The organism is Ruegeria sp. BG8, from assembly GCF_056538325.1.
This window is the reverse complement of the sequence record NZ_JBQFSZ010000005.1, coordinates 299299-325588: the sequence shown is the minus strand read 5'-3', so window position 1 is coordinate 325588 and position 26290 is coordinate 299299. Positions and strand designations below refer to the sequence as shown.

Below are 26290 nucleotides of genomic sequence, written 5' to 3'. Positions count from 1 at the left end.
CCTTTTCAGCCACACAAGGACAGGATTTGGCAAATGACCGAGGTCTCGACGAAAACGCTCTCACTCCAAGAGGTTAGGGAATTGGCTAAGTCCGTCCTTGTGGCGTCCGGGATGAACGAGACGGGCAGTGACCTGATTGCTGACATTGTGACCAAGTCCGAACGTGACGGCCCGCGCAGTCATGGTTTGCGGATGCTGCCTGTTTATGTGCAGAGCTTTACTTCGGGCTATGCAAACCCTGCCTCGGACCCAAAAGTCGAGCGTATCGCGCCGAGTGTTCTGCGCGGGGATGGGGACAACGGATACTACCAAATCGCTGCAGCCTCGGCTCTGGATGATCTGATCGCGATGGCCCGCGAAAACGGCATTGCGGCCTTTACCTGCGCCAACTGTCACCACCTTGCGGGCCTGCGCTTTGACACCGAGCCGTTGGCCGAGGCCGGGTTGGTGGCTTTGGGTGTTGTTAATTCGCTGTCAATGGTTGTGCCGCAAGGTGGTGTGCGCCCGGTTTTTGGCACCAACCCTATGTCCTTTGCCTGCCCGCGTCAGGGGCAGGATCCGATCGTTTGGGATCAGGCCTCATCCATGGTGGCGTTGATGGACATCCGTATGGCTGCTGCCGAAGGGCATGACCTTCCACGCGCTGCTGGTCTTGATCCCGAAGGCCAGCCCAGCACCGATCCAAACGCAATTCTGGAAACCCGCAGCCTGCTACCGTTTGGTGAGCACAAGGGGGCCGCGATTGCGTTCCTGATCGAAGTCATGGGTGCCGCGCTGGCAGGCGGTACATTGTCCGTCGACAATGCCGACCGAGAGGCCCATGGCGCGCTCAATATCAAGGGCGGTTCAACTCTTATCGCCATTGATCCCGCGCGGTTCGGCAACGCAGCCTTTGATGACTACATCAAACGCATCTGCGCCGAGATCGAGGGGAATGGCGCGGCCCGCGTGCCCGGTGATGGGCGGCTGAAAAATCGCGCCGTATCGCAGGCCGAAGGGGTTCGCGTCAGTACAGAGTTGCTCAAGCAATTGCACGAACTTCGGTAAAGGCCCGAATACATGACGCAAGTGATGGTGATCGGCGGCGGTGTCGTGGGAATTTCCTGTGCGCTGGCGCTGCAGTCGCAGGGCCATGATGTTACGGTCATCGAACCCGGCCCGGTCGGAGAGGGCGCAAGCTGGGCCTCATGCGGGTGTATCGCTGTCGGTGAAATTGTCCCGCTTTCGCAACCGGGCATGCTGATGAAGGTGCCGGGTTGGCTTTTGAACCCCGAAGCGCCCTTGACCCTTCACCCGGCTTCGGCTGTTCGTTTGTTGCCATGGTTCACTAAATTTGCCTCCAACGCTCGCGGATCAAAGATGCGGGCCATCGCGGCAGATTTGGCGCGGCTGACCTTCGCAGCGACCAAAGACTTCAAGGCGCAATTGGCTGATATTGGCCAGCCCGACTTGTTGATCGAAAAACCGATCATCAAACTTTTTGACGATGACAATGACCTTGCTACCATGGCTCCTGCCTTTGCACTGGCCCGTGATCTGGGGTGCACCATCGAAGACATTTCAGGCCAAGAAGCGCACGAGTTGGACCCCGCCATCGCGCCTGATTTCAAACACGCCGCCCTGCTGCGAGACTGGAGCTTTGTGACCGCGCCAAAACGGCTGGTTGAGTCCTTGCATCGGGCCTTTTTCAGCCGTGGTGGCAAAGTCGTCGCTGGCGCCGCCGAAGGGTTTGAGCGTGAAGGCCGAACCGTCAAAGGCGTTCGTCTTCGCGATGGTCAGGTGCTTTACGCGCAAGAGTTTGTTTTGGCCGCGGGAACGCATTCTCGCGAGCTAGCGCAACAATTGGCCGTACCGATCCAACTGGAAGGCGTGATCGGGTATTCGACCGCCTTGCGTGACAGTGGCAGCGATCTGGCGCACACGGTTTTCTATGCGAAGGGCGGATTTGGGATCACACCATACGAAGACGCCCTGGCCGTGGCAGGGACCATCGAATTTGCCGATCTTGCAGCGAAACCCAATTGGAACCGAGCGGATATTCTGGTCAAACGTGCAGAACGCGTTTTGCCGGGCCTTCGAACTGACAAGGGCGAGCGTCGGATAGGTCGCCGTCCCTTCACACCAGATACCCGTCCCATTATCGGCCGCACTGCGCGGTTGGCGAATGTCATCTTCGCGACCGGGCACGGTCAGTTGGGGCTGACACTGGCGGCGACCACCGCGCGGTTGGTGGCAGACGAGCTTGCGGGGCGAAACCCCAAAATTGATATTCAGGCCTTCAGTCCGGATCGGTTCTGAACACCAAGCAGCCTGTCAATTTGCCGTTTCCGGCGATCCTTGGTTCCGCCCTTACACACCTGTCAAACGGTTAAGATGTGCGTAGCGGTCCCCAAGCTGATGGTCGATCATGATCAAACGCTTGGCAAAATGAGAAACTGGATATTCCCAAGTCATACCGATCCCGCCATGCAATTGGATGCTTTCCTCGGCAATAAGTTTTCCGGATCGACCAATCAGGTTCTTGGCCATGGACGTGTATTTTTTAGCGGCGGGGCTGTCGAGCTTGCTGCCCGCAAGGATCGTAATCGAGCGGCATTGCTCAATCTCGATTGCCATGTCCACAACACGGTGTTGAAGGGCCTGAAAGCTTGCAATCGGACGACCGAATTGTTGCCGTTGTTTCAGGTAATCAACCGTCATCTCAAGCAGCACTTCCATCACACCAACGGCTTCGGCGCATAAGGCAAGGCAACCTGCAGTGAGCGTGGCCTCGATCGTAGGCGTCGCATTTTGGGAAAGGCATTCAGCGTTGGTATTGTCCAGAATAAGCTCTCCGCCCCCGCCGCCGTCGATCATGGCGTAGTTAATGGTCTCAGGTGCATCGACCAGAAACAAACCCAACTCTTCCCCAACTCTTGCGACCACGAGGGCCGCGTCAGCGCCCGGCAGCCCGTACACAACGGTTTTGCGACCGTTCAAAACCCATGAACCGCCGGCATTGGAAGCGCTTGTTTGGATCAAAGGCAGGTCGTCCGCTTCGGGTTCAAAGACCGCGAAGGCGAAACGTTTTTCTCCGGCGATCAAATCTGCCGCTAAGTCTGAATTGCCACATCCAACAACAGACCGGACGGACAACAGCGCCGCCAGCATAGGTTCGGGACATAGTCCGCGTCCCAATTCCTCGAACACCGTCGTGACATCAAAGCCATCACCGCCAAAGCCACCTTGGGCTTCGGTCACGAATGCACCGATAATCCCAAGTTCGGCCAACTCCCGATACTTCTGACCGGAATGATAAGGGGCCTGTGCCACAACAGCGTTTCGCGTTTCGAAGTCGTATTGTTCCGCAAGATACCGACGTAACGTATCAGACAGCATCTGCCGGTGAGCGCTGAGGTTGAAGTCCATTGATCAGCCTCCGAACAGGTCTTTTGCAATGATATTGCGTTGGATTTCGTTCGAACCGCCAAAAATCGAAAGCTTTCGGTTGTTGAAATAAACCGCCGCAGCACGTGCCGCTTCTTCTGGGACAGTTCGGGCATTTTCCGGCAGGTCTTCGACCTGAAACGGAGCGGCAGCGGCCCCCAATGCCGAGCGGGTCAGGTGCTGTATTCTTTGTCGAATAACCGTGCCCTTGATCTTGAGCATCGAACTTTGCGTGCCTGATGCCGCGCCAGCTTTGGCTGCAGACAACATCCGCAGATTCGTGACCCTGAGAGCCTCCAGGTCAACCTCAACTTCAGCTATTTCCGCAGCAAACAAAGGATCCTGAGCCAAGGGTTTGCCGCCGCGAACCAGTTGTTGAGACAATGCCTTCAACTTATCAAGGTCGCGCGCTGAGAACCCAACGCCCGCAATATTGGTGCGCTCATAGGTCAGCAGGTATTTTGCAATCGTCCAACCGCGGTTTTCCTCTCCGACAAGGTTTGCCACAGGTACGCGCAAATCAGTAAAGAACACCTCGTTGACCTCATGCCCGCCTTCCAAAAGCTTGATGGGGCGCAGATCTATACCCGGCGTATCCATATCGACCAGAACAAAGCTGATCCCTTCCTGCGGTTTCCTTTCTGACGAGGTCCGCACAAGACAGAAAATCTTGTTGGCGTATTGGCCAAGCGTGGTCCATGTCTTTTGACCGTTAATGACGTAGAAATCCCCGTCCTTTTCAGCACGTGTTTTCAAACTGGCCAAATCTGAACCTGCGCCCGGTTCAGAATACCCCTGACACCACCAGTCCGAACCATCGAGAATGCGCGGCAGCAGTTCAGCTTTTTGCGCATCCGTGCCGAATTTCATTAGAACCGGGCCCAACATATTCAAACCGAATGGGACGGTGCGCGGTGCATTGGCCAATGCACATTCTTCTTCAAAAATATGCCGTTCAACCGCTGTCCAACCGGTTCCGCCGTATTCCTTAGGCCAGGTGATCGCCAGCCACCCCTGCGCATTGAGAGTGGCGTGCCAGCCGTCCATTTCCTGTTTCGTCAGACCTTCGTTGTTGCGTCCCTTGCAGGCCAGATCGGCCGATAGGTTTTCTGCTAAAAACGCGCGAACTTCTTCGCGGAAAGCCTCTTCTTCGGGTGTAAAGCTCAGGTCCATGATCAACCGTTCCCGTTCAGATCAGCGAACGATTTTCCTGACTGTGCCAGTTCGCGCAATATTGCTGGGACCTGCCAATAATGGGGGTCTTCCTGGGCATATTGCTCAATACGCCGCACTAACTCTGGCAAACCGACAATGTCTGCGTATTGCAGCGGTCCTCCCCAATGGCGGGGAAACCCGTATCCAAACAAGAACACCGCATCCACGTCAATCGGGCGCAAGGCGATCTTGTCTTCAACCACTCTTGCCGCTTCGGACACCATCGCGGCCATGTAACGTTCCACGATCTCAGTGTTCGAAAAATCACGAGCCGTTATGCCCTTTTCGGCTCGTTCGGCAGCAGCAAAATCCGCAATTGCTGGATTCACCTGACGGTCTTTCCCGTCGTAGATGTAGAAACCCTTACCCGTTTTGCGCCCGAACCAACCCTGTTCGCACACCCGGTCGGCGATTTCGACATAGCGTTCCTGCGGTGGCCGCAAGTCGGCCTGCCGTTTTCTTGTGGCCCAACCGATGTCCTGCCCGGCCAAGTCGGAAACGGCGAAAGGGCCCATCGCAAATCCGAACTCTTCCAACGCGCGGTCGATCTGTTCAAAAGGCGCACCATCCAGTTGCATGTAAGCCGTCGACTTGCGGTAATGCGCCAAAATACGGTTCCCGATAAAACCGTCACAGACCTCGGACCGAACGGCAATCTTTCTTAGCTTCTTTGCAAGTTTGAAACTGCTCGCCACAACCTCTGGTGCAGTATCACGCGCCACTACGACCTCAAGCAAACGCATGACATGGGCCGGAGAGAAAAAATGCAGTCCAACCACGTCATGTGGCCTGCTCGTGGCTGACGCTATTTCGTTTACATCCAGATAAGAAGTATTCGTGGCCAAAATCGCGCCGGGTTTGCAAACCTTGTCCAACTTACCGAAGACGTCCTGCTTGACCTCCATACTTTCAAACACGGCCTCTACAACGACATCCGCGTCGGACAGGGATTGAATATCAGTGCTACACTTGAAACGGCTCAGCGCGGCCTCTTTTTGCTGTTCCGTCAGTTTACCGCGTTTGACCGCTCCGTCGAGGTTTCCGGCAACTGTTTTGAAAGCAAACTCGGCACGTTCTTCAGCCGTTTCGATCAGAACGATAGACATCCCGGCAAGCAGCATGGCCGTCGCAATGCCAGACCCCATGGTGCCACCCCCGATCACACCGCCGGATTCCAGGTCGCGCGCTTCGAACTTAGCCTCTGGAATATGAGCAACGGCACGTTCAGCGAAAAACGCGTGCTTCAACCCCTTATGCGCATCGCTGGACAGGGCTTCGAGAAACAAGTTGCGCTCAATCTGCAAACCTTCGGCCAGCGACAATGCGCTGGCTTCGGCTGCTTTCAGAGCGCGTTCTGTAACCTCGCCCCGGGCTTTCGCGCGAAAACTTTCAAGGTCCTCTTCGTTCACTCGGTTCTGCAAATTAGCGGTCACTCGCGTTTGCAATTGCCCGGCGACAACCTGTCGGCCCGCAGCAAGGGCGACAGCTTCGGGTTCACCATCTTGCAGGTCATCCAAGAGCCCGGCCTTCAACGCGGCTTCGGCCGAGATTGGCTTGCCCGATGTGATCATCGTCAATGCGGTTTGCCCATCGACCAACCGGGGTAGCCGCTGCGTTCCACCTGCGCCGGGTAACAGGCCTAGGTTAACCTCGGGCAGACCAAGTTTCAGCCCATTGATCCCGACCCTGGCCTGACAGCTCAACGCGATCTCCAGACCGCCGCCCAGCGTTGTTCCATGCAAAACGCAAACGACCGGTTTCGGGCTGGCCTCAAGTATCTCACAGACTTCGGGCAACATTGGCTGTTTGGGCGGTTTCCCAAACTCTCGAATATCGGCCCCGGCCACAAAGGTCCGACCAGCAGCATAAAGCGCGATGACCTGAATCGATGCGTCATTGGCCAAGTCGGTCAGCGCCTCTTTCAGCCCAATCCGAACGTCATAACCGGCCGCATTAACAGGAGGGTTGTCAATTTTCACCAGCGCGACTGCACCTTCCTTGCGAACATTTACAACCATCATTTTCTTCTCCTGTTTCAATGTCATGCCAAACCGAGGCTAAGCGAAAGTGTTTGCACCGTTTGACGCAATTGCGGACCTACAGAGTTTTCGAGCCGATCCGCGTTCAGATCAGCGGCATTCGCCCCGCATAAAAAGGCAAACGGTTGAGATCCCGGCCCGTTTCGGAACGGGGTCGCACACGCATTGACCGAACTGTTCCACCCACCATAAGAGGTCACAAAACCAAGGCACTGCAATTGTTCACGATCGGCCTGTATTTGGCCCGTATCACTTGGGCCTTCGCTTTCGGCCGCTAAGATGGCCCGACCCGCCGCGCTGTTTTCCATCCGAATTCTATGCCCCTCGCTCAGCCACAGCGAGGAGGCATTTCGGGGCCGCCAGCAACGCGTCAACATAACTGAGTCGCCGTTTCGCATGGTTAACGCCACCAGAACACCGGTGTCATCGGCCAGTTTCTGCATAATGTTCTCAGCCACGGGCAAGAAAGACAGGGCCGCGCGAGCAGTATATCCCAACGCCATGACAGAAGGACCAAGACGATAGCTGTCCGAGGGTTGCTGCTGTTCCAGAAATCCCATCGATGTCAAAGTAAAGGTCAATCTGGACACGGTCGATGGGGGCATCCCCGTCCTGCGCGCCAGCTCTCGGTTACCCAAGGATTGATCATCCGGCTTGAATGCCTGCATGATGCGCAGACCCTTGGCCAAGGTAGACGCGAAACGGCGATCTCTGTCTGTATCCGTCATAGGCAAAACCATCTGCGCTGTTACGACACCCGTTCCAGCACCATGGCGATACCCTGCCCGACGCCGATACACATGGACAGGCAGGCGTATCTTCCGCCTGTTTCCTCAAGATACCGCATCGCCGTCAATACGATCCGTGCACCTGACGCGCCAAGGGGGTGCCCAACGGCAATCGCTCCGCCATTGGGATTCAAGCGGCTGTCGGCTGGGTCAATCTCCAGATGTTTGCAACAGGCCAGAACTTGCGCGGTAAAGGCTTCGTTGATTTCTATCAGGTCCATATCGGCCAGAGTTAGCCCGGCGCGTTCCAACGCTTTGGGGACGGCAAAAGCCGGCCCGATCCCCATGATCCGCGGTGGCACACCGGCAACGGCCCCTGACAATATCCGCGCACGCGGGGCAGCACGGTCCGTTTTGGCCCCGACAACCAGCATGGCAGCACCATCATTCACACCCGAGGCATTGGCAGCCGTGGTAACACCATCGGGGAAAATGGGCCTGAGGGCGGCCATCTTATCCATCTGAACATCAGGGCGCGGATGCTCATCCTGCGTTACCTGATGCGTCGTACCCTTGCGCCCTTTGATTGTGATGCCGACAATCTCATCTTCAAAGAAACCGCGCGTTCGGGCCTCTTCGAACCGTGATTGAGACGCAAACGCGAACTGATCCGAAGCCGCACGCGTGATCTGGTAGTCTTCTGCCAGATTATCAGCGGTTTGTGGCATTGGGTATTCGCCATGCATTTCGGCAATGCGCGGGTTAGGAAACCGCGCTCCGATCGCGCTGTCATAAATCTGGGATTGCCTCGCGTAAGCGGTTTCAGATTTTGCGATCGTAAACGGTGCCCGCGTCATGCTTTCGACCCCGCCAGCCGCATACACTGTAGCCTCGCCTACCGTGACCGACCTTGCCGCATCCAACACCGCCGACATGCCTGATCCGCACAATCGATTGACGGTCAGCCCGCCAACTGAAACGGGCAAACCGGCCAGCAAACTGCTGTAGCGCGCGACGTTGCGGCTGTCCTCGCCTGACTGACAAACGTTGCCCATAATGACGTCTTCGATCTCAGACGCGTCAAAGGCGGAACGCTGAACCAATGCTTCCAGGACTTGGGCTGCCAGATCGTCGGGCCGAACCGAGGCCAAAGCACCGCCGTGGCGCCCAAAAGGGCTGCGTAGCCCGTCATATATGTAAGCATCAAGCATTCTCAGCCTCTTTGTCCAATTGCGCCAGTTCCTCCGCAAAGGTTTCGACCAGCTTGTGTTTCAGGATTTTGCCGGTCGCCGCTTCGGGCAGTTCTTGGGCAATGACGATATGATGGGGGATTTTGTATCGAACCAGTTTTTCGGCGAGAAACGCCCTAAGTTCGACCGCTGAAACGGGTGTTCTGAGTGTTACAAATGCCAGAACATCTTCATTTCCAGCTCGTGCGCGGCCCACGACCGCCGCCTGCGTGATGGCTGAGTGCGCATTCAATGCGGCCTCGATCTCAGGCGGGTACACATTGAAACCAGAATGGATAATCACCTCTTTGCACCGGCCCACGATATACAAAGAGCCCTCTGCCGTGATCCGCGCCAGATCACCGGTGCGCAGAAACCCATCTGGCGTGAACACCTGCGCCGTGGCTTCGGGCTCTTTGTAATAGCCTTTCATCACGTTCCTGCCGCGAACCAGCAATTCCCCCACACCATCCGAACCGGGTTCATCAAGCTGAACCTCAACCCCGGGCAAGGCAGGACCAACGGCATCATCCGAAGGGGGCGCTTGGATTTGGGTGGTGGCAATGCCGGGTGAGGCTTCGGTCATCCCATAACCGTTATGAATAGGCAGGCCAAAAATACGTTCGATTTCTTGCTTCCAGTTGGGATCCAAGGGCGACCCGCCAGAGGACATGTAACGTAGATCGGTGTTCAGATTGTCGATACCGTTGTCTTTGCAGTACTTCAGGATGAGGGCAAACATCTGAGGAACTCCGGACAGCATCGTCGCCCCCCGTTTAAGCCCATCAAGGACAAGACCGGGATCAAACCGAGGCTGAATGCGAAGGCTGCCTCCGGCCAGCAACATGGTCAGGATGATCGATGAAAACCCAAAGATATGCGTTCCTGGCAATACAGCCAAAGACTGATCATGGCGTGTAGCCTGTCGACGCCGCATAGAGGCATTGGCCATGAAAATCAGATTGTCGTGGGTCAGCATAACCCCTTTGGGTGCGCCACTTGTTCCCGATGTATACAAAATAGCCGCCACCTGATCCGCATCAGGCTGCACAGGCTCGGGCTTTACTGCGCGCAAAGGTGATGCCAGTAGCGTACCAAAAACCGACATTTTTAGCGGTTCCGCATGCCAACGTTGCGCGTGGTTCCTTGCGTTTTCCGAAACATCCGGGGTGCATAAGACACAGCATGCCTCCGAATGTGCCGCAATGGTTTCAACCTCAAGCTCGGACGCTCGTGCATTCAGCGGAACAATCCATGCGTCCAAGACGCTCAGCGCCAGTAGTGTTACGATGTAAGTTGCGCAATTCTCGGCCAAAATCATGACGCGATCACCGGGTCTTACGCCATAATCACGCAAAGCCCTGGCCGCCGTATTCACTGCCTCTTGGAGATCACTATAACTGATAGGCGTTTCGTCATGATCGACGATCGCCAAGTCCGCCGGGTTCTTCCCGTCGATCAGTTGGTGGATACGGCGCATGCATTCTCCTCAGATGCTGTGCCAGGTGAATGTAGCGTCAGGCTCTGGCCTGATCAATATGCGGCACTTTGTTCCGCATAGCGGAATGAAAGCGAGCTTTGTTAGAAAATTTCGAAAAGGCCAGCAGCGCCCATCCCCCCTCCGATGCACATCGTCGCGACAGCATATTTGGACCCGCGGCGACGCCCCTCGATCAACAAATGTCCTACCATACGCGCACCCGTCATCCCAAAAGGATGCCCGATCGAAATCGATCCCCCATTGACGTTGCAGATATCAAGGTCAATCCCGAGCCGAGTCCGACAATACAAAGCCTGAGAGGCAAAGGCCTCGTTCAGCTCCCAAAGGTCAATATCCTCTACTTTGAGGCCATGCCTATCCAACAACCGGGGCACGGCAAAAACCGGCCCGATCCCCATCTCGTCCGGTTCACAACCGGCTACAGCAAAGCCCTTGAAGGCACCTAAAGGCTCTAACCCTTCACGCTCGGCCAGCTCTGACGATACAACCACACAGGCCGACGACCCATCCGACAATTGCGACGCGTTTCCAGCAGTTACAAAATGTTCTGGTCCACGCACAGGATCCAAACCGGCCAATCCGTCCAACGTGGTGTTCGGGCGATTGCAGTCATCCCTGTCAACCACGACCCGTTTTTCAGAAACCTCACCGGTTTCTTTGTCTTTGAGCAGCTGAACCGCCTCCATCGGAGCTATCTCTGCATCCAGTTTTCCCTGTGCCTGCGCGGCGGCGGTTCTCTTTTGGCTTTCCAATGCCAATTCGTCTTGCGCCTCGCGCGAGATACCGTACCGAGCCGCAACGATATCCGCCGTTTCAATCATCGTCAGGTAGATGTCGGGTTTGTGCTCAAGCAACCAGGGATCCCGGTCATAGGGCCCAGATTTCTGATTGCGCAACGAAATGGATTCAACGCCACCCGCAATCGCTGCTGGCACGCCATCCTGAACAATGGCGTGCGATGCCATAGCGATCGCCTGCAAACCCGAAGAGCAAAATCGGTTGATCGTTGTCGCACTGACCGTCGTCGGCAAACCGGCCCTTAGAACGGATTGCCGCGCGATATTTGCACCGGTTGTCCCTTCTGGAAAACCACATCCGACAAAGGCGTCCTCGATCAGTTCAGGGGCAAGTCCAGAGCGCTGAACGGCGTGTTCAATGGAATGCCCCATCAAAGTCGCACCGTGTGTGTTATTGAAACCGCCACGAAACGATTTAGCCAACCCAGTGCGTGCTGTGGAAACGATAACGGCCTGTTTCATTGCTTGTGCCTATCCTTTGCTTTGACTTTGCCGCACAATGCCATTTGCGGGCAAATCACGGTCCCCAAATTCTGACAGGCGCATGAACCAGATATCAAGCCCGGTCGATCCTCACAATTCAACGCAAAGCAACACGAGTGTAAGTCGACCATTTGTGGCCGACAGTTCAATAGCTTGACGATACAACGCATCACCATAGGTCTGAAGATATCGGAGTGACAGCACATGCGCACAATCAAATCTGGATTGCCCAAAGCGGTATCACCTCGTTGATCAGGGTGTTAAAATTTTTCGATGACGAAACGTCTTGCAATCATCTCAAGTGGTATAAACAGCCCGCTCAATTCTGCTCTGCAATTCGCTATTGAGTGCCGTGAGTTGGGATATGAGATCAAAATACTGGCGCCCGCGTCCGCTGGAGATGTAATCGCGCATTGCAAATTCGTGCACGAAACCATCCCCGACCCAAAGGTGGACGCATTCAAACCCCTGCTTTCCGAAAAATTTGCGAATAGCCTGACCAATACAGAACGCAAATCCGCTGCTGTGTCGGCGTTAGGTGTCGACGATTTGAACTCGGCTTTGGCGGACGCAAACGCAATCTTTGTTGATTGCGAATTACACGCGCATATCCTTGTCGCGCTTTCCTTGAAAAAGCCTGTAGTCCAGTTCACTAACATGTTTTTATCCCCGCCCGGCTTGCAAGCACCGCCGCTGAATCGACGCGGAATTCCCGGACATGGGTTTCGCGGAAGCAAGCTGGGGGTCGCGATCCTTTGGGCGCGGTTCTTGGTTTGGAAGAAACTCAAGATTGTACGCAACAGAAGATCAAGTTCGGGCACAGATGTACCGACGGCTCTGGAAGAGCTGGCCCAGCGGCGCAACGTGCCGCTAAGTACGCTGCGGCGATGGATTTGCTGGCAGATGCCTTGGACGTACAAAATCCCAACAGTGCTTTTGCTGCCTAAAGCTTTGGACCTTCCCACCCGGCAATACGCCAACATGGAATACCTCGGCCCAATGATTTTGGAGAACCGGCAGGAAAAGGACTACGACCGAGAAACGGTTGCACGTTTCTGCGCAGCGCCATCTCAGTCACCCCGCATTTTTGTTGGGTTCGGATCAATGATGAAGGCCAAGCGTGGACTTGTGAAAAACATCCTTGAGGTCGCAAGACGACATCCGGAGTGGAATTTCTTGTTTGCCGCTGGCCAAGACTGGGAAGAGCTTGCGGCTGAGAAAACTCACGCGAATGTCAGCATCGCGGCGTGGGTCCCGCAGCAGGAAATCCTGAAACACGCGGACCTTGCGATCATGCACGGCGGCACAGGCGGGCTGGTCGAAGCCGTGGACGCAAGCACCCCTTTGCTGGTCTATCCGCATGTGAATGATCAAAGGGGAAGCGCTGCCAGAGTGGTACATCACGGCATCGGACGCGCTGGAACACCGCTAGATTCCGTTGAAAAGATAGAATCCGATATCAGCGCGATCCTCACAGACAGCAGCATACGCGCCAATTGTGAGACGTTGAAAACAGCGCTTCGCCGTGAGCGAAACAACTGCGGGTTGGAACCCTTTTTGGACCGGTTGTTTGCTGCTGCGCCACCATAACAAACGGTGATCTGCCGCTTCAAACAGTTGAGTTAATCAATTGGTTAGCCAAGGCCAATTTCACTAAAAACTCACTTTTTATTGATCCTGCCGCGACGATCGACCGTATTGAACGCAATACGAACAATTGAAATGCGACAGTGTACACTCAACCCCAAAAGACCAGCGACACGTCTGAAGTCATGCAATTTGCGGCTTCGCTTCCCGATGTGACTGCAGAAAACCTGCGTTCAACGTGGAAAGAGTTGGCGCGCTTTGGCCTTTTCAGTCAGTTCGCACCTCGCGCATTTGGTGGACAGGAAAGTACTGCCAGATTTTTCTGCGAAACCATGATGGAGTTTGGCCAAGGCTGTTCGGACAGCGGCCTTGCGATGGGTGCAATCTCGCAAATCTGGACCGTCCAGAACCTTTTGATGCAATTTGGAACATCCGAACAGAAAGCGCGGTACTTGCCGAAATTGTTGGCCGGCGACTGCCTCAGTGCATTTGCCTTGACCGAGGCAACTGCCGGATCGGATGCGTTGTCCCTTGAGACGAGCGCAGTGGCTGCCGATGAAGGTTACGTTCTGAACGGCAGCAAAACCTTCGTTGGAATGGGCCCCGTCTGTGACGTCGCTATTGTTTTCGCCCGAACAGCCCCGGAAAAAGGCCGTTGGGGTCTAAGCGCATTTCTTGTTCATGCCGACGACAAAGGGTTCATTCGTCGCCCCGTGACCCCCAAGATTGGTCTGAATGCGGTTCCTATGGGTCAGCTTGACTTGCAAGACTGTTGGGTCCCGCAAGACCGCAGGATAGGTCCCGAGGGCGCAGGTGCATCAATCATCCAAGCAACCCTTGATTGGGAACGCTGTTTCATTCTGACGGCACAAGTTGGTGCGATGAAACGGCAGTTGGAAGACTGTGTCGCTTTTGCAGCGTCGCGCAATCTATTCGGTCAACCAATCGACCAGTTCCAGTCCGTCACCAACCGATTGGCGGATATGCGGGTGCGACTTGAAACCTGCGAACTCATGCTGCTGCGCGCGGCTGAAATGTACGACTCTGGTGCCTCTCTGACGCAGTTTGCGGCCATGGTTAACCTGCATATTTCCGAGGCGTTCCTCAGCTCCAGCATGGATGCGGTGCGAACCTTCGGTGGTCGCGCCTATATCGCTGGGTCTACGTCTGGCGCGGACCTGAACGACGCGGTCGGCGGTGTGATTTATTCGGGCACCTCTGACATCCAACGACAGATCATTTCAAAAATGGAAATTGCGCAACGCGCCAGAACACCAAAGGTGGGAGAACCAACCAATGAACGCTGACCATATCGATAGACACCCATGTTTTGTCGCGTCTTTGCCCAAGCAACTGATCGTTTGGGCCTTGCACTGTAGTATTGTCTGGATCGGTGTCGTGTTCATGACGTTTGCCACGACTGCCCAAGCGCACAGCTTCAATGAAAGCTATGTTTATTTCGATGTGACGGATGACAGTCTCAGCGGTCGCATCGAAGTCACCCTTTCTGACCTGACGCGGATCAAAGAAGGTGCAGCCGAGGTAGAAACGATTTTAACGGAAGCAGAGGTTCTCTCGACGCAATCCAGGTTTTTCGACTACTTTGAAGATCGCATGTTGTTGTCGTCCGAAGGTGAAAGATATGACCTGACCTTTGACGACATTTCGTTTTTCTCGACCGAGGTTGGTGATTTTGCTCAATTTCACTTTGAGGTGCTTGGAATCGACCAAACGCCAACCACGATAAAGATGTCCTACGACGGGCTGTTCTCAGATATCGACCCACAGCATCGTGGGTACGCCCTGATCGCCAGCAACACCCGCAACGGTATGGATGAAAACGAGTCCTTTATCTCGCTCATATTCTCTCCGGGTGATGGCGAAAAAGACCTGTACCTGAACGACGAGCCAACAAAAGACATCGCTTTGACCTTTTTTGAGCACGGGGTCTGGCATATCTGGCTGGGTTTTGACCATGTCCTGTTCCTGCTGACCCTCTTGTTGGGTGCAGTCATGCGCATTGAAAACCAGCGCTGGGTGCCAGCGGAAAGCGTCCGCGACAGCCTACGTGAAACGGTCAAAATCGTAACAGTTTTCACAGTCGCACATACGATCACGCTGTGCCTTGCGACCTTCGAGGTCATTACCCTACCCATAACGCTGGTCGAAGCGATCATTGCCATTTCGATTGCAGTTGTCGCAATCGGAAACCTCATTCCACGTTTCCACGCCAGTTCCTGGAAGGTTGTCTTCCTGTTTGGTATTTTCCATGGCTTTGGCTTTGCCAACGTGCTTGAACCTTTGGGCCTTGATCCAACACGCAAAGCGCTTGGGCTGGCTACTTTCAATATCGGGGTCGAAGTTGGGCAATTGGCCATTGTCATGGTCCTATTCCCAGTCTTCTTTGCCTTGCGCAGATTGACGGCATACCGGGTGATCGGGCTGCAATTTGGTTCGATCGCGTTGATCGCTATCGCCGCCTTCTGGTTCTATGAGCGCACCGTGGGCGTGTTCCCTGAGTTTGGGAACTCAGTGGCAATGGTTGCCAACTGATGGGGAAACCCATGTTCCTTGACGACGTGCTCGGGCATCAAGCCCGGGCCACCCCAAACGCGGTTGCCGTAAGCATGCTTGGCGAAACGACAAGCTATGCCACACTGGATTCGCGGGCGGATGAAATTGCAGCACATCTTTTGCTGCGAGGGGTCGGACCAAAAGATCGCATTGTGATTTGTTCAACAAAAGGGCCAGATGCGATTGCAGCAATATTTGCAATCCTTCGGATCGGTGCGACATACGTTCCCGTGGACCCTGCGGCACCGACCACGCGTATTCTAACCCTGATGTCGACTGTGTCGCCTGCCTATGTTTTGACGGACACCTCCCGCCTCAAAGAATTTGCCGACATCTTTCAAGGGGGCGTTTCCGATTTATCTCAGCCGTTTTTGCCTCCCTCAGAGGATATCCGGCACGAGCTAAACGGGGACAAACGTTCAATTGAGGACCCCGCCTATATCCTTATGACATCCGGAACCACAGGGACACCTAAAGGTATCGTTCATACCCATGAAAGCGGGATGGCTTATGTGAAAATGGCTGCCCAGCTTTGCAAGCTATCGCCACGGGATCGGGTCAGCCACCACACGCCTTTGCATTTTGACATGTCGATTTTCGACATTTTCTCAACATTCTCGGTCGGAGCGTGTGTCGTCGTCATACCCGAAATGCATACCAAGCTGCCTGCGAGCCTGTCACAGTTGACCCAGCAGGAACGCATCACCGTCTGGTACTCGGTGCCGTACGCCCTGATCCAAATGGTTGAGCGCGGCGCATTGAACAACCGGGATCTGACCGCTCTGCGTATCGTGATGTTTGCCGGTGAAAAAATGCCTCCGGCCAGTTTGAAAGCCTTTGCGGACCATGCCCCCCAAGCGACATACATCAACGCGTATGGTCCAACAGAAACCAACCATTGCACATCGGCTGTCTTTGCTGCCGAAAATCTGGACGGCGTTAGTCCGTTGCCAATCGGCGAACCAGTCTGCGAAACAATCATTCACCTTCTGTCCGAGGGCGAGGACGAAAACACTGGTGAATTGCTGGTCGCGTCGCCCCAGCTCATGACTGGTTACTGGGGCAACCCAGATCAGACTGCCAAGGCATTTTGCCATCTACCTGACGAAAACGGAACGTCGCGACGGTTCTACCGCACTGGTGACATCGTGCGGCAAAACGAGAACGGTCAGCTGGAACTGGTCGGGCGCAATGACCGGCAAGTCAAAATACGGGGTTACCGCGTTGAACTTGATGAAATTGAGCTTGCCCTCGTGAACATCCCGGGCATCAGCGAAGCCTGTGTGTTTCTTCACGGTGATGCCCTGTTGGGCTTTTTCAGCGGCAGACATATGCCAGAGAACGCGGATGTGCTGGCGCAGCTAAATAAAGTTCTTCCAACTTACGCGGTTCCGCAAAGCCTGTGTTGTTTGACGGACATGCCGCGCACGTCGACAGGGAAGATAGACCGCAAGAAACTGATGGGAATAGCCGATGGACAACAGGCCGCATGAACCACGCACAGTGGCGTTAAGAGACTACATCCAGGGCACCCTGCTTGGGGGTCGTACAGTCGCTGATGATGATGATCTTCTGCTAAGCGGCATGATCGACTCGCTCGGTGTCATGTCGCTGGTGACGTTTGTCGAACAGACCTATCAGATCGAAGTACCCTTTGAAGACGTGACGCTTGAAAATCTCGGGACGATTAGCGCGATCGATAAATTTGCGTCTTCCCGGACCGGATATCTGGCGGGTTGAATAATGTCTTTTCCACTTACAGAAGCTCAAAGAAGATTTTGGAACGGTCACCAAATTTGGCCGGATCAACCAATATACAACATGGCCTGGCGGTTTGATCTACATGGCGAACTCGACCCCAAACTTTTTCAATCTGCTTTTTACGAAGCACTAAAACGAAATGAGGTTTTCCGAACCGTTTTCCGCGACACACCTGACGGCCCGGTTCAAACCGTGGAGAGCATTCAACTCGATGTTCTCGAAATCGTCGACTTAAGCCATGAACCTGAACCCGAAACGGTGTTGGCTGACAACACTGACAACTGGGTTCAAACCCCTTTCGACCTGACACGCAACACACTGCGAAGCAGATTGGTCAAATTGGCTGCGGACCACTGGGTCTGGCTGATGTGCCAGCACCATATTGTTTGCGATGCACAATCGGGGGCGCTTTTCTTTGAGCAGGTCTCGCAGAACTATGCTGATTTGCGGGATACAGGCTATTGTGACCCGGAACCGATACCCAGCTTCTTTGCACGGGACATCGAGTATGATGCAAACACGGCCAACCCAATCTCGCAAACACCCAGCCCGTCATCGCCACCCTATGGCAGCAACCCTCAGCGCACGTCTAAATCGCAACGCGTTCATATACCGATCAACGAGCAAACTCGTAATTCGTTGGAGGATGTTCTTACGCGGCCTGAGTTTCGCTTGTTTACCCCAGACCTGTCCCGTATCGCGGTGTACCTGACGGCTTATCTGGCTTACCTCCACCGAATAACTGGTGATGAGACCATCACGATCGGCTTGCCGTCCCACAACCGCCTAACCGATCAGGATCGCAGGACACTGGGACCTTATGTCGAAGTGCTTCCGTTTTCAGTCACGGTAGATACGGCGGACACATTGAAAGACCTGCACACGAAGGTCCGGAAAGCCATCGGGACATTCCTGAAATCCGCAAAACCAGGTGCGGTTGCAAATACAAACACGGCCGACATCACTGCTGTCTGCAACTATATTCAGGCCCGTTTCGGCGACTTTGCCGGCTTTCCCGCGCGCGTTCAATGGTTACACAGCGGCGCGCACGACGCGGCCCACGCCATTCGGCTGCACATCACCGATTTCACCGGCAACGGACAACACTCGGTTTTCATGGATGTCGCGGACGAGGTTTTGGACGCCGTCCACCAAGACCGTGTTGCCAGTCACTTTTCCCGGTTCTTAACAACGGCAATCACGGCCCCAGATACTCTGGTTTCCAACGTAGACTTCGCCGCGAGCGATGACGATCGATCAGTGGTTTATGGCCCGCAAGAGGCGCCGGACATACCGCTTACCATTTTGGACGCCTTTGCCGCTTGCGTTCACGACGAACCGGACGCAGTAGCGATGTGCCAAAACAGCGACCACATGACTTACGGCGATCTGAATGCGTGGAGCGACGCAATTGCTGCGCGAGTTGTGGATATAGGCATTCCAGCAGGTTCTCGTATCGCAGTTCACTTGCCGCGATCATTCGACTTCGTGGCGGTTGTCCTGGGGATATTAAAAGCAGGCTGTAGCTTTGTGCCGCTGGCTGCCAACACACCCAAGGCGCGCGTCGATCAGATTTTCGGCAACTGCGACGCTGCGGCGATTTTCGTACCTGCGGGTAACGCTCAAACATTTCCGTGTCCTACCTTAACCACTGAGGTCGACACTACGGCGGCATTCAAACCGGAACGCCAAATACGGTCGGAGGACCTCGCCTATGTTCTTTACACCTCGGGCTCGACCGGAATTCCCAAAGGCGTTGCCGTCAATCACAAAAACCTTTCACGGTATGTTCACTGGGCCGTTCAAGAGTTCAGCCCGAACCAACCAGCCCATTACGCGTTCTTTTCTTCGACCTCTTTTGATCTGACGCTTACCTCGGTTTTTGCCCCGCTGGTGAGTGGCGGATCGATCAGAGTTTACCCGGAAAAAACAGACCCAGATCTGTCCGTTCTGGATGTTTTTGCCGAGGACAAAGTAAACATCGTCAAACTCACGCCTTCACATCTGGCGCTTGTTTGTAAGCAAGGGCAGCCGTGTCGGCGTATCAAAACCTTAGTTCTAGGCGGGGAAAACCTGACATCGCAATTGTGCAACCGCGCCCAGCAGGTACTGTCGACTTCGTTGCGCCTGATCAATGAATACGGGCCGACCGAGGCCGTTGTTGGGGCCATGCAACACAGCTTTGACCCGACAAAGGATCAAGGCCCATCAGTTCAGATCGGAAATCCTGCGGCTGGCATGGTCATCAGCGTTCGTGATCCGGCGATGAATATCTGCCCAAAAGGCGTGGTCGGCGAAATCACAATCAGTGGCCGCTTAGCAAATGGCTACCTTGGGGTAGATGCGTCTGACAACGCGGCTTTTCTGGAGGATCCGGAAAATGTGACGGAACGCGTATACAGAACCGGAGATTTGGGCAGGATGCACCATAATGGCCGGTTCGAATACCTTGGGCGCGCAGACCAGCAGGTCAAGGTTGGTGGCGTGCGTCTGGAACTGTCCGAGATCGAGAACACGCTGCAAAAGCTTCCCGGTGTCGAGGGCGTTCACATCCTCCAGGGTTCAAAACAGAAAGACGCTCAGCCGACACAACACTGCAAGCAATGCGGCCTGACAAATGAGGTACCCGGCATCACCTTTTCCGATCCGGGCCTGTGCCACATATGCGCTGAATTCAAAAACTACGAAAACCGGGCCAAAGCCTACTTTCGACCCGAACCCGAGTTGGAACGCAAGATCGCGGAGGCCAGCACCAAAAGTACGGGGAACTACGACGCTGTAATGATGTTAAGCGGGGGCAAAGACAGCACCTATGCCGCCTACCGCCTTGCGGATCATACATCGCGCGTGTTGGCCGTTACTTTGGACAATGGCTACATCTCGGATGAGGCGAAAGCCAACATTAAGCGGGTGGTAGAGGATCTGGGTTGGGAACACCGATATCTCAGCACCGACAAAATGAACCAGATTTTCGTGGATAGCCTTAAGGCGCACTCCAATGTTTGTCAGGGATGCTTCAAAGCGCTCTATACCTTGGCATTCCGCACCGCCTTGTCCGAGGGTGCCCCGCTGTTGGTCACCGGCCTGTCACGAGGCCAATTCTTTGAAACGCGCCTGACCCCAGACTTGTTCCGAAACAGTGCGCCCACCTGCGCCCAGTTGGATGATATGGTGACACAGGCCCGCAAAGCGTATCATGCAGAAGATGACGCGCTTTCCCGTCTGCTGAAAACCGACGATCTGAAAGATGGAGGCTTTCTGAGCAAAGTCGAGGTTTTGGATATCTACCGCTACATCGACGTTCCCGTTTCCGAGATTTACGACTTTCTCAATACGAAAATGGCGTGGCAACGACCCTCAGATACGGGGCGTTCAACCAATTGTCTGATAAACGATGCCGGTATCTATCTACACAAGGCCCGGGAAGGATTTCACAACTATGCACTGCCCTATTCGTGGGACGTACGCATGGGCCATAAGACACGGAACCAGGCGTTAGAAGAGCTGAACGACGATATTGACACTCAAAAAGTCGAAAAAATCCTGAACGAGATTGGGTTTGACGAAGCTGTGCTGCCTCGCCCGAAACTATCCGTCTTTGTGCAAGGAACCGACCTGTCTGCTCAAGATATATGGGACACCCTTCGTGCCCAATTTCCGCGAGAGATACTGCCGCATGAGGTCGTTATGTTGGACGAGCTGCCTCTGACCTCGAACGGAAAAATCGACACTGCGCGTCTTCCGGTTGGAACGGGCGTAGGCCCGTCAACCAATGATTACGTCGCACCAAGTAGCGATACGGAAGTAAAGTTGTCCCAAATTGTTTGCGTTGTCTTGGGAACAAGTCGAATAAGTGCTTCGCAAGAATTTTTTGACCTCGGCGTGGATAGTATTGCAGCCATCGAAATTGCGATGAAGGCCAACGAAGAGGGGTTGGCTCTGCCTGCAACAGCCTTATTCGAATATAGAACCCTGAAAGCCTTGGCAAAATTTGCGGATGAGTTGCCGGATGAACAACGATCCGTTCCAGACCACATGCCGCTGGTTGATCTCGACAGCAGTGAGCTTTCGGCAATTTCCGAGGCTTTGAACTGATATGGGACATCCAAAGGGCGTCGCCGATATCTTGCCGTTGACCTCTGCCCAACGTGGTATGCTTTATCATTCCGTCGGCGACGCAGCCTCAAGCGGGCAATATGTGGCGGTGGTCAGTTGTGAATTGAAAGGCGATCTGGATCCATCGCGGCTGAAAAACGCCTTACAAGGCCTGATCGAAGCACGGGACGCGTTCAAGGCAGGGTTCATTTGGGAAGGTGTAAAGCAACCTTTGCAAATCGTCCGAGAGAACGTAACCATACCCTGGACCCAGCTTGACTGGAGCGGTTTAAATGAACACGAAAGCCGGTTGAACGAATTATTGGTACTGGAGCAAGCCCGGCGGTTCGACCTTAAGAAACCTCCGCTTATGGCGGTTACAGTTATCAAGATGTCCGAGGCGTCTTGGTATCTGGTGTGGACCATGCACCATCTGATCAGCGACGGTTGGTCCACCGGAATTGCGTTTCGGGACCTCTTGAATCGGTATCACGGCGTTACACCCCTGAGCCCGACACCGCCGAGCTTTAGAAGTTATCTTACTTGGCTGCGCAGTAAGGGAGAGCTTACGAATACTGAGTTCTGGACCAAAGAATTTGAAAGTCTGGAGTCCCCGAGCCTTTTGCCAGAAAGAAACACAAAAGCACTAACAACCCGTCAACAATCTCTGGAGCGATGCTTCGGCAACAATCTGATGGGACGCATCGAAGACCTTTCAACACAGCTCAAAATCACACCGAACGCGGTGCTGTCTGGTGCATGGGCGTTGTTACTGCGGCAGATTTTGCAACAAAACGACGTGGTTTTTGGCACAACTACCGCCGGCCGGCCACCTGAAATACCGGGTATCTCTGATGCTATCGGCGCGTTTGTGAATACCCTCCCGGTCAGGTGCCGGATTGATCCGTCTCGATCTACGTCAGAGTTTTTGCGGACCTTCTCGATTGCGGATATCGCACGGAGAAAACACGAATTTGCTTCGTTGTCCGAGGTTCAGAATTGCGCACCGCTGGCGCAAGGCACACAGCTGTTCGACACGCTATTCGTCAACGAAAACACAGCGCAAACCAACTTTGATTCAGATGAAATTGAGATCAAACACCTAAGGACCACGCAGTACGGCAACTATCCCCTTACAATGCTGGTAACCCCGCAATCCCAGCTAAAATCTGAGCTTCAATTTGACCCCAAGCGTGTCAGTCATGACACGGCAAATGATGTTCTAAATCGCTACGAACAACTACTGACGGCCATAGTTGATGAGGCGAACACGCCGATCAAAAACCTGATGCACAGGTTTCACCCTGCGCCCGAGATTTCAACCGTGCCGCACAGTGTTGATGTCGTAGATAGGTTCCTAAATCACGCAGAAAACAATCCGAACGCTGTCGCCATCTCAGACGGGGTTCAAACACTTACATATGCTGAGCTTTCCTTGCGTGCACGACAGATCGCACATGCTTTGCAAAGCGCAGGTGTTCAGTCTTCGGACGTAGTACCGATTGCCCTTCCCCGCGGGGCCGACGCCGTGGCCGCCTTTTGGGGTGTGATGATGTGTGGCGTGGCCTACGTACCAATGGACATGGATTATCCGCCTAAGCGGATCACACAGATGCTTGAGGCAACAAACCCCCGGTTCATCGTCACGAGCCAAGAGTTGGGCAATACCCTACCGGACACTGCGGCCCAACATATCCTGATTGATGCTCTGAGCGACGCGATAAACCCTTCCGACGCCAGGACAGGGGAACGTGCATATGTAATGTTCACGTCCGGATCGCAAAACCTTCCCAAAGGGGTCGAGGTGTCCAGAACGGGCTTGGCGCTGTCGACTGCAGCGCGGGACACTGTGTATGGAACGGCCCCTGATGTTTACCTGCTTTTGTCTTCGCTTGCGTTTGATAGCTCAGTGGCGGGTATCTATTGGACCCTCTGCACAGGCGGCCATCTTGTCATCGCAGAGAAGAACGCTGAACAACATCCAACCCGACTGGGCGCTTTGATTGCCCAGCACGGCGTTACACATACGCTGTGTTTACCGGGGCTGGCTCAGGCTCTGCTTACTGCGGTCCCCTCAAGCGACTTAGCCAGTCTGAGAACCCTGATCACAGCGGGTGAAGCCTTGCATCTGTCACTTGTTAGTCAATGCCGTGCTTCGTTACCGTCTTGCCAGCTTTTCAACGAATATGGACCAACAGAGGCGACGGTCTGGTGCACCGTTTTTGACGCAACGGAAAGCAAGCACCAGACACAGATACCGATAGGCTCAGCCATTCCCGGTACATGGGTCGGAGTTGTTGACCAAGACGACTGCCCTCTAAAACCGGGTGTACAAGGTGAAATCATCGTCGCAGGCAACACTGTCGCGTTGGGTTATCTCGACGACCCGAAGCAATCCGAAAAGTCTTTTTTTCGGTTTGGACCTGACAAAGTTCCAGCATACAGAACCGGCGATCTGGGAGTTGCGGATGAGGCGGGATGCATCATCTTTCTTGGCCGTGCGGACAAGCAAGTCAAAATCCGAGGGCACCGTGTAGAGCTTTCCGAAATCGAAACGACGGCAAGTGCTGTGGCTGGCGGCACAAAAGTAGCTGCCTTGGTCATAGACCGCCCCCCAACGAGATCCTTAGTTCTTGCGGTCGAAACCCCCCCATCCGACGCGCTGCGTTCAGACATCGACAGGCATATCAGGGCGACCTTACCCACCCATTTTCATCCAAGCGCAGTGATTGCTGTGAACGCGTTCCCGACGCTTCCAAACGGCAAGATGGATCTGCCTGCACTGACCGAAATGGTTTCCGACAGGCCCGCCAATCAATTGAGTGAAGCACCGCGCAATGAATTGGAACGCGCCGTAGCTGCCCTTTTTGCAGAAGTACTTAACATCAGCCCACCTAGCCGTGACGAGAACTTTTTTGACCTTGGCGGTGACAGCCTGACCACCATTGCCACCTATGCGAAGGGACAAGACCACAATCTCGAATTTGAACCGACAGATTTGTTTAGCTGTCCGACGGTCGCGGAATTAGCGGCGCGCATCGTGGAAAGGCGAGCTGAATTCAGTGAATTCGACAACAATTGCGCTTTTCAAATTTCCAACCCGGGTCCGAACAAAACAACTGTTGTCATCTCGCACTGTTCGATGAGGTTCAGCCGGTACATGGCCAAACACCTTGGCCCTGACCATTCCGTTGTGCTTATCCCCAGCCATCGCACCGAAGGCCTGCGCGTACCCTATGGCAAGTCCTTCAGTGAGCTGGCAGACGAAGCAATTCTACGTTTGGCAGAAACCAAGAACACGGGCCCGTTTTTGTTTTGCGGGTATTCGGCGGGCTGTCCAATGGTCATGGAAATGGCCGAAAAGTTGGGGCCGCAGAAGGTAAAAGGCATGGTTTTGCTGGACCCGCCGTATAAGACAGTAGGCGCTCAACCAAGGCTACAACCATTGTATTTTCGCACGTACAAACGTTGGCGTTATTTGTTCAAGGGCTGGAAACGAAAGAGACACGCGAAAAGAGTATTGCCGCCGTTAAAGGCTGCTTTGGCCGCCAATCAAGGTTCAGAACGTCATCGGATCCGCGCCGTCGAAATTGTGCATGGTTTGGCCATTAGCGACTTTCGAGTTCCGGTATTCACCCCACCTGCGCATGTGTTTTTGACGCCCGGAAACCTATCCATGACAAAGGGCGATGTTTTGGAAACCCATATGCGCAATACCACCTTACACGACCTAAATATGAAGCATGTCGAGTTGATGCGCAGGCCTGATGTTTTTGAGAATATTGCCCGCGTGATCAAAAGCTTATCCCAAGGGAAACAGTAACTTCTTCTTTTTTGAAACCGATTTTGTTCGCCAATCACCACAGTGCTTGGCTAACCGGTTCGGACGGCCCGGCCTGAAGCCCTAAGCGTAAGCCAAAGCAAGACGCGGATCATTAACGGAATGTAAACAAAGCATTCCTGCTTGGTTCAATGGCTTTGCGTTAGTGTGTTGGGCATAAGCTACAACTCTGTGCGGGAGTCTTCTGTGCTGGATTACTTGATGACAACTTCAATTGCAGTGACTTGGGTCGCCACCGGCATTATTGCAGCGTTCGTCTTGCTTTAGGCCAGTGGCTCGCGATCCGTTGCTAAGGCAAAGGAAAAACCTGACACTCTGATAGGCTGAATACAGCCTAAGGTAAGTGCGGGCGGTCCACCAATGTCAATCAAGATAAGTGGTGCGGGTGGAGGGACTTGAACCCCCACGCCTTGCGGCGCCAGAACCTAAATCTGGTGCGTCTACCAATTTCGCCACACCCGCATCCATGACATCAGCTGTCAGATTGAGCGGGTGAATAGCAAAGCTTTCGACCGAGTGCGAGAGGGAATTTCATCATTTTCGGATGTTTATTTTCCACTCCGCCGCCGCGAGAACAATACCACGCCACAGCAGGCATCAACTGTTAATAAATGCAAGCTGCATTTCTTAACAGCACCCGCATGACGAGCAAAGGTCAGGTTACCTTCAACTCCCTGACCTACAGCGACATTGCGTCAACTTACGTGAAAAGCAGGCTTGAATAGACGGAACGTTTTGGGCGGTTGACTATGAATTTTCCAAACATATTCTGATACTTAGGTACTCTTGGATAAAACTCCACGTGGTTTTCCCTTGTACCACCGGCACAGCAAATCCTGTTCAAAATCTGATTCACTTCACGGCCTCGAAACAAACGGTAGGCCGCCAAAAACAACTCACATCACAATTGCGCCACAATTCAAACGCCAAAAAATCTTATTCGCGTCAAAATAAGAACGCCTTGCCAGTAGTTGATGTGGAGCAGGACTTACTGAGTCTTTTTGCCTTCGGGTG

General features: G+C 54.2%; 16 protein-coding genes and 1 tRNA gene. 9 read left to right on the top strand and 8 right to left on the bottom strand.

Features of this window, described 5'->3' with window-relative positions; genetic code table 11:
* Positions 1-33: 33 nt before the first annotated feature.
* Together ACR0DG_RS12810 and ACR0DG_RS12805 are read left to right on the top strand one after the other, a co-directional pair.
* Positions 34-1047 carry an Ldh family oxidoreductase gene (locus tag ACR0DG_RS12810; protein WP_480696751.1) on the top strand — a complete coding sequence of 338 codons (1014 nt, stop codon included), beginning with the start codon at positions 34-36 and terminating at the stop codon, positions 1045-1047.
* A gap of 12 nt (positions 1048-1059) precedes the next feature.
* Positions 1060-2298: an NAD(P)/FAD-dependent oxidoreductase gene (locus ACR0DG_RS12805; RefSeq protein ID WP_480696753.1), complete on the top strand. Its 1239-nt coding sequence runs from the start codon at positions 1060-1062 to the stop codon at positions 2296-2298.
* 51 nt (positions 2299-2349) lie between these two features.
* On the opposite strand, the gene ACR0DG_RS12800 is transcribed toward ACR0DG_RS12805, so the two are convergent.
* The 7 genes from ACR0DG_RS12800 to ACR0DG_RS12770 form a co-directional block, all read right to left on the bottom strand.
* Complete coding sequence (locus tag ACR0DG_RS12800) at positions 2350-3408, bottom strand: acyl-CoA dehydrogenase family protein (RefSeq protein WP_480696755.1); 1059 nt, start codon at positions 3406-3408, stop codon at positions 2350-2352.
* Between the two features lie 3 nt (positions 3409-3411).
* A complete protein-coding gene (locus ACR0DG_RS12795) occupies positions 3412-4599 on the bottom strand; it encodes an acyl-CoA dehydrogenase family protein (RefSeq protein ID WP_480696756.1) in 1188 nt (395 codons plus the stop codon).
* Positions 4600-4601: 2 nt separating this feature from the next.
* Positions 4602-6662 (bottom strand): 3-hydroxyacyl-CoA dehydrogenase NAD-binding domain-containing protein, encoded by a 2061-nt coding sequence (locus ACR0DG_RS12790; protein WP_480696758.1) that lies wholly within the window; start codon positions 6660-6662, stop codon positions 4602-4604.
* Positions 6663-6682: 20 nt separating this feature from the next.
* A complete protein-coding gene (locus ACR0DG_RS12785) occupies positions 6683-7408 on the bottom strand; it encodes an IclR family transcriptional regulator (RefSeq protein ID WP_480696760.1) in 726 nt (241 codons plus the stop codon).
* 20 nt (positions 7409-7428) lie between these two features.
* Positions 7429-8619: an acetyl-CoA C-acyltransferase gene (locus ACR0DG_RS12780; protein WP_480696762.1), complete on the bottom strand. Its 1191-nt coding sequence runs from the start codon at positions 8617-8619 to the stop codon at positions 7429-7431.
* Positions 8612-10117, bottom strand: coding sequence for a class I adenylate-forming enzyme family protein (locus ACR0DG_RS12775; RefSeq protein ID WP_480696764.1), 1506 nt, complete (start codon positions 10115-10117; stop codon positions 8612-8614). Before ACR0DG_RS12775 ends, ACR0DG_RS12780 begins: the two co-directional genes overlap by 8 nt.
* Before the next feature lie 101 nt (positions 10118-10218).
* Positions 10219-11397 carry an acetyl-CoA C-acyltransferase gene (locus ACR0DG_RS12770; protein WP_480696766.1) on the bottom strand — a complete coding sequence of 393 codons (1179 nt, stop codon included), beginning with the start codon at positions 11395-11397 and terminating at the stop codon, positions 10219-10221.
* 294 nt (positions 11398-11691) lie between these two features.
* On the opposite strand from ACR0DG_RS12770, the gene ACR0DG_RS12765 reads away from it, so the two are divergent.
* The 7 genes from ACR0DG_RS12765 (at position 11692) to ACR0DG_RS12735 (ending at position 25258) form a co-directional block, all read left to right on the top strand.
* Positions 11692-13008 (top strand): nucleotide disphospho-sugar-binding domain-containing protein, encoded by a 1317-nt coding sequence (locus ACR0DG_RS12765; RefSeq protein ID WP_480696767.1) that lies wholly within the window; start codon positions 11692-11694, stop codon positions 13006-13008.
* Between the two features lie 182 nt (positions 13009-13190).
* Entirely contained in the window at positions 13191-14312 is a 1122-nt protein-coding gene (locus ACR0DG_RS12760; protein WP_480707173.1) for an acyl-CoA dehydrogenase family protein, read from the top strand.
* Positions 14302-15558, top strand: coding sequence for a HupE/UreJ family protein (locus ACR0DG_RS12755; RefSeq protein ID WP_480696771.1), 1257 nt, complete (start codon positions 14302-14304; stop codon positions 15556-15558). Before ACR0DG_RS12760 ends, ACR0DG_RS12755 begins: the two co-directional genes overlap by 11 nt.
* Before the next feature lie 11 nt (positions 15559-15569).
* Positions 15570-17072, top strand: coding sequence for an amino acid adenylation domain-containing protein (locus tag ACR0DG_RS12750; RefSeq protein WP_480696773.1), 1503 nt, complete (start codon positions 15570-15572; stop codon positions 17070-17072).
* Entirely contained in the window at positions 17053-17319 is a 267-nt protein-coding gene (locus tag ACR0DG_RS12745; RefSeq protein WP_480696775.1) for an acyl carrier protein, read from the top strand. The genes ACR0DG_RS12750 and ACR0DG_RS12745 overlap by 20 nt, the downstream gene beginning before the upstream one ends.
* 3 nt (positions 17320-17322) lie before the next feature.
* Entirely contained in the window at positions 17323-21435 is a 4113-nt protein-coding gene (locus tag ACR0DG_RS12740; protein WP_480696777.1) for an amino acid adenylation domain-containing protein, read from the top strand.
* A gap of 1 nt (position 21436) precedes the next feature.
* On the top strand, positions 21437-25258 hold the full coding sequence (locus ACR0DG_RS12735) for an amino acid adenylation domain-containing protein (RefSeq protein WP_480696779.1): 3822 nt from the start codon (positions 21437-21439) through the stop codon (positions 25256-25258).
* A 395-nt stretch (positions 25259-25653) separates the two neighbouring features.
* Here ACR0DG_RS12735 and ACR0DG_RS12730 read toward each other — a convergent pair.
* A tRNA-Leu gene (locus tag ACR0DG_RS12730) sits at positions 25654-25738 on the bottom strand.
* Between the last annotated feature and the right edge of the window lie 552 nt (positions 25739-26290).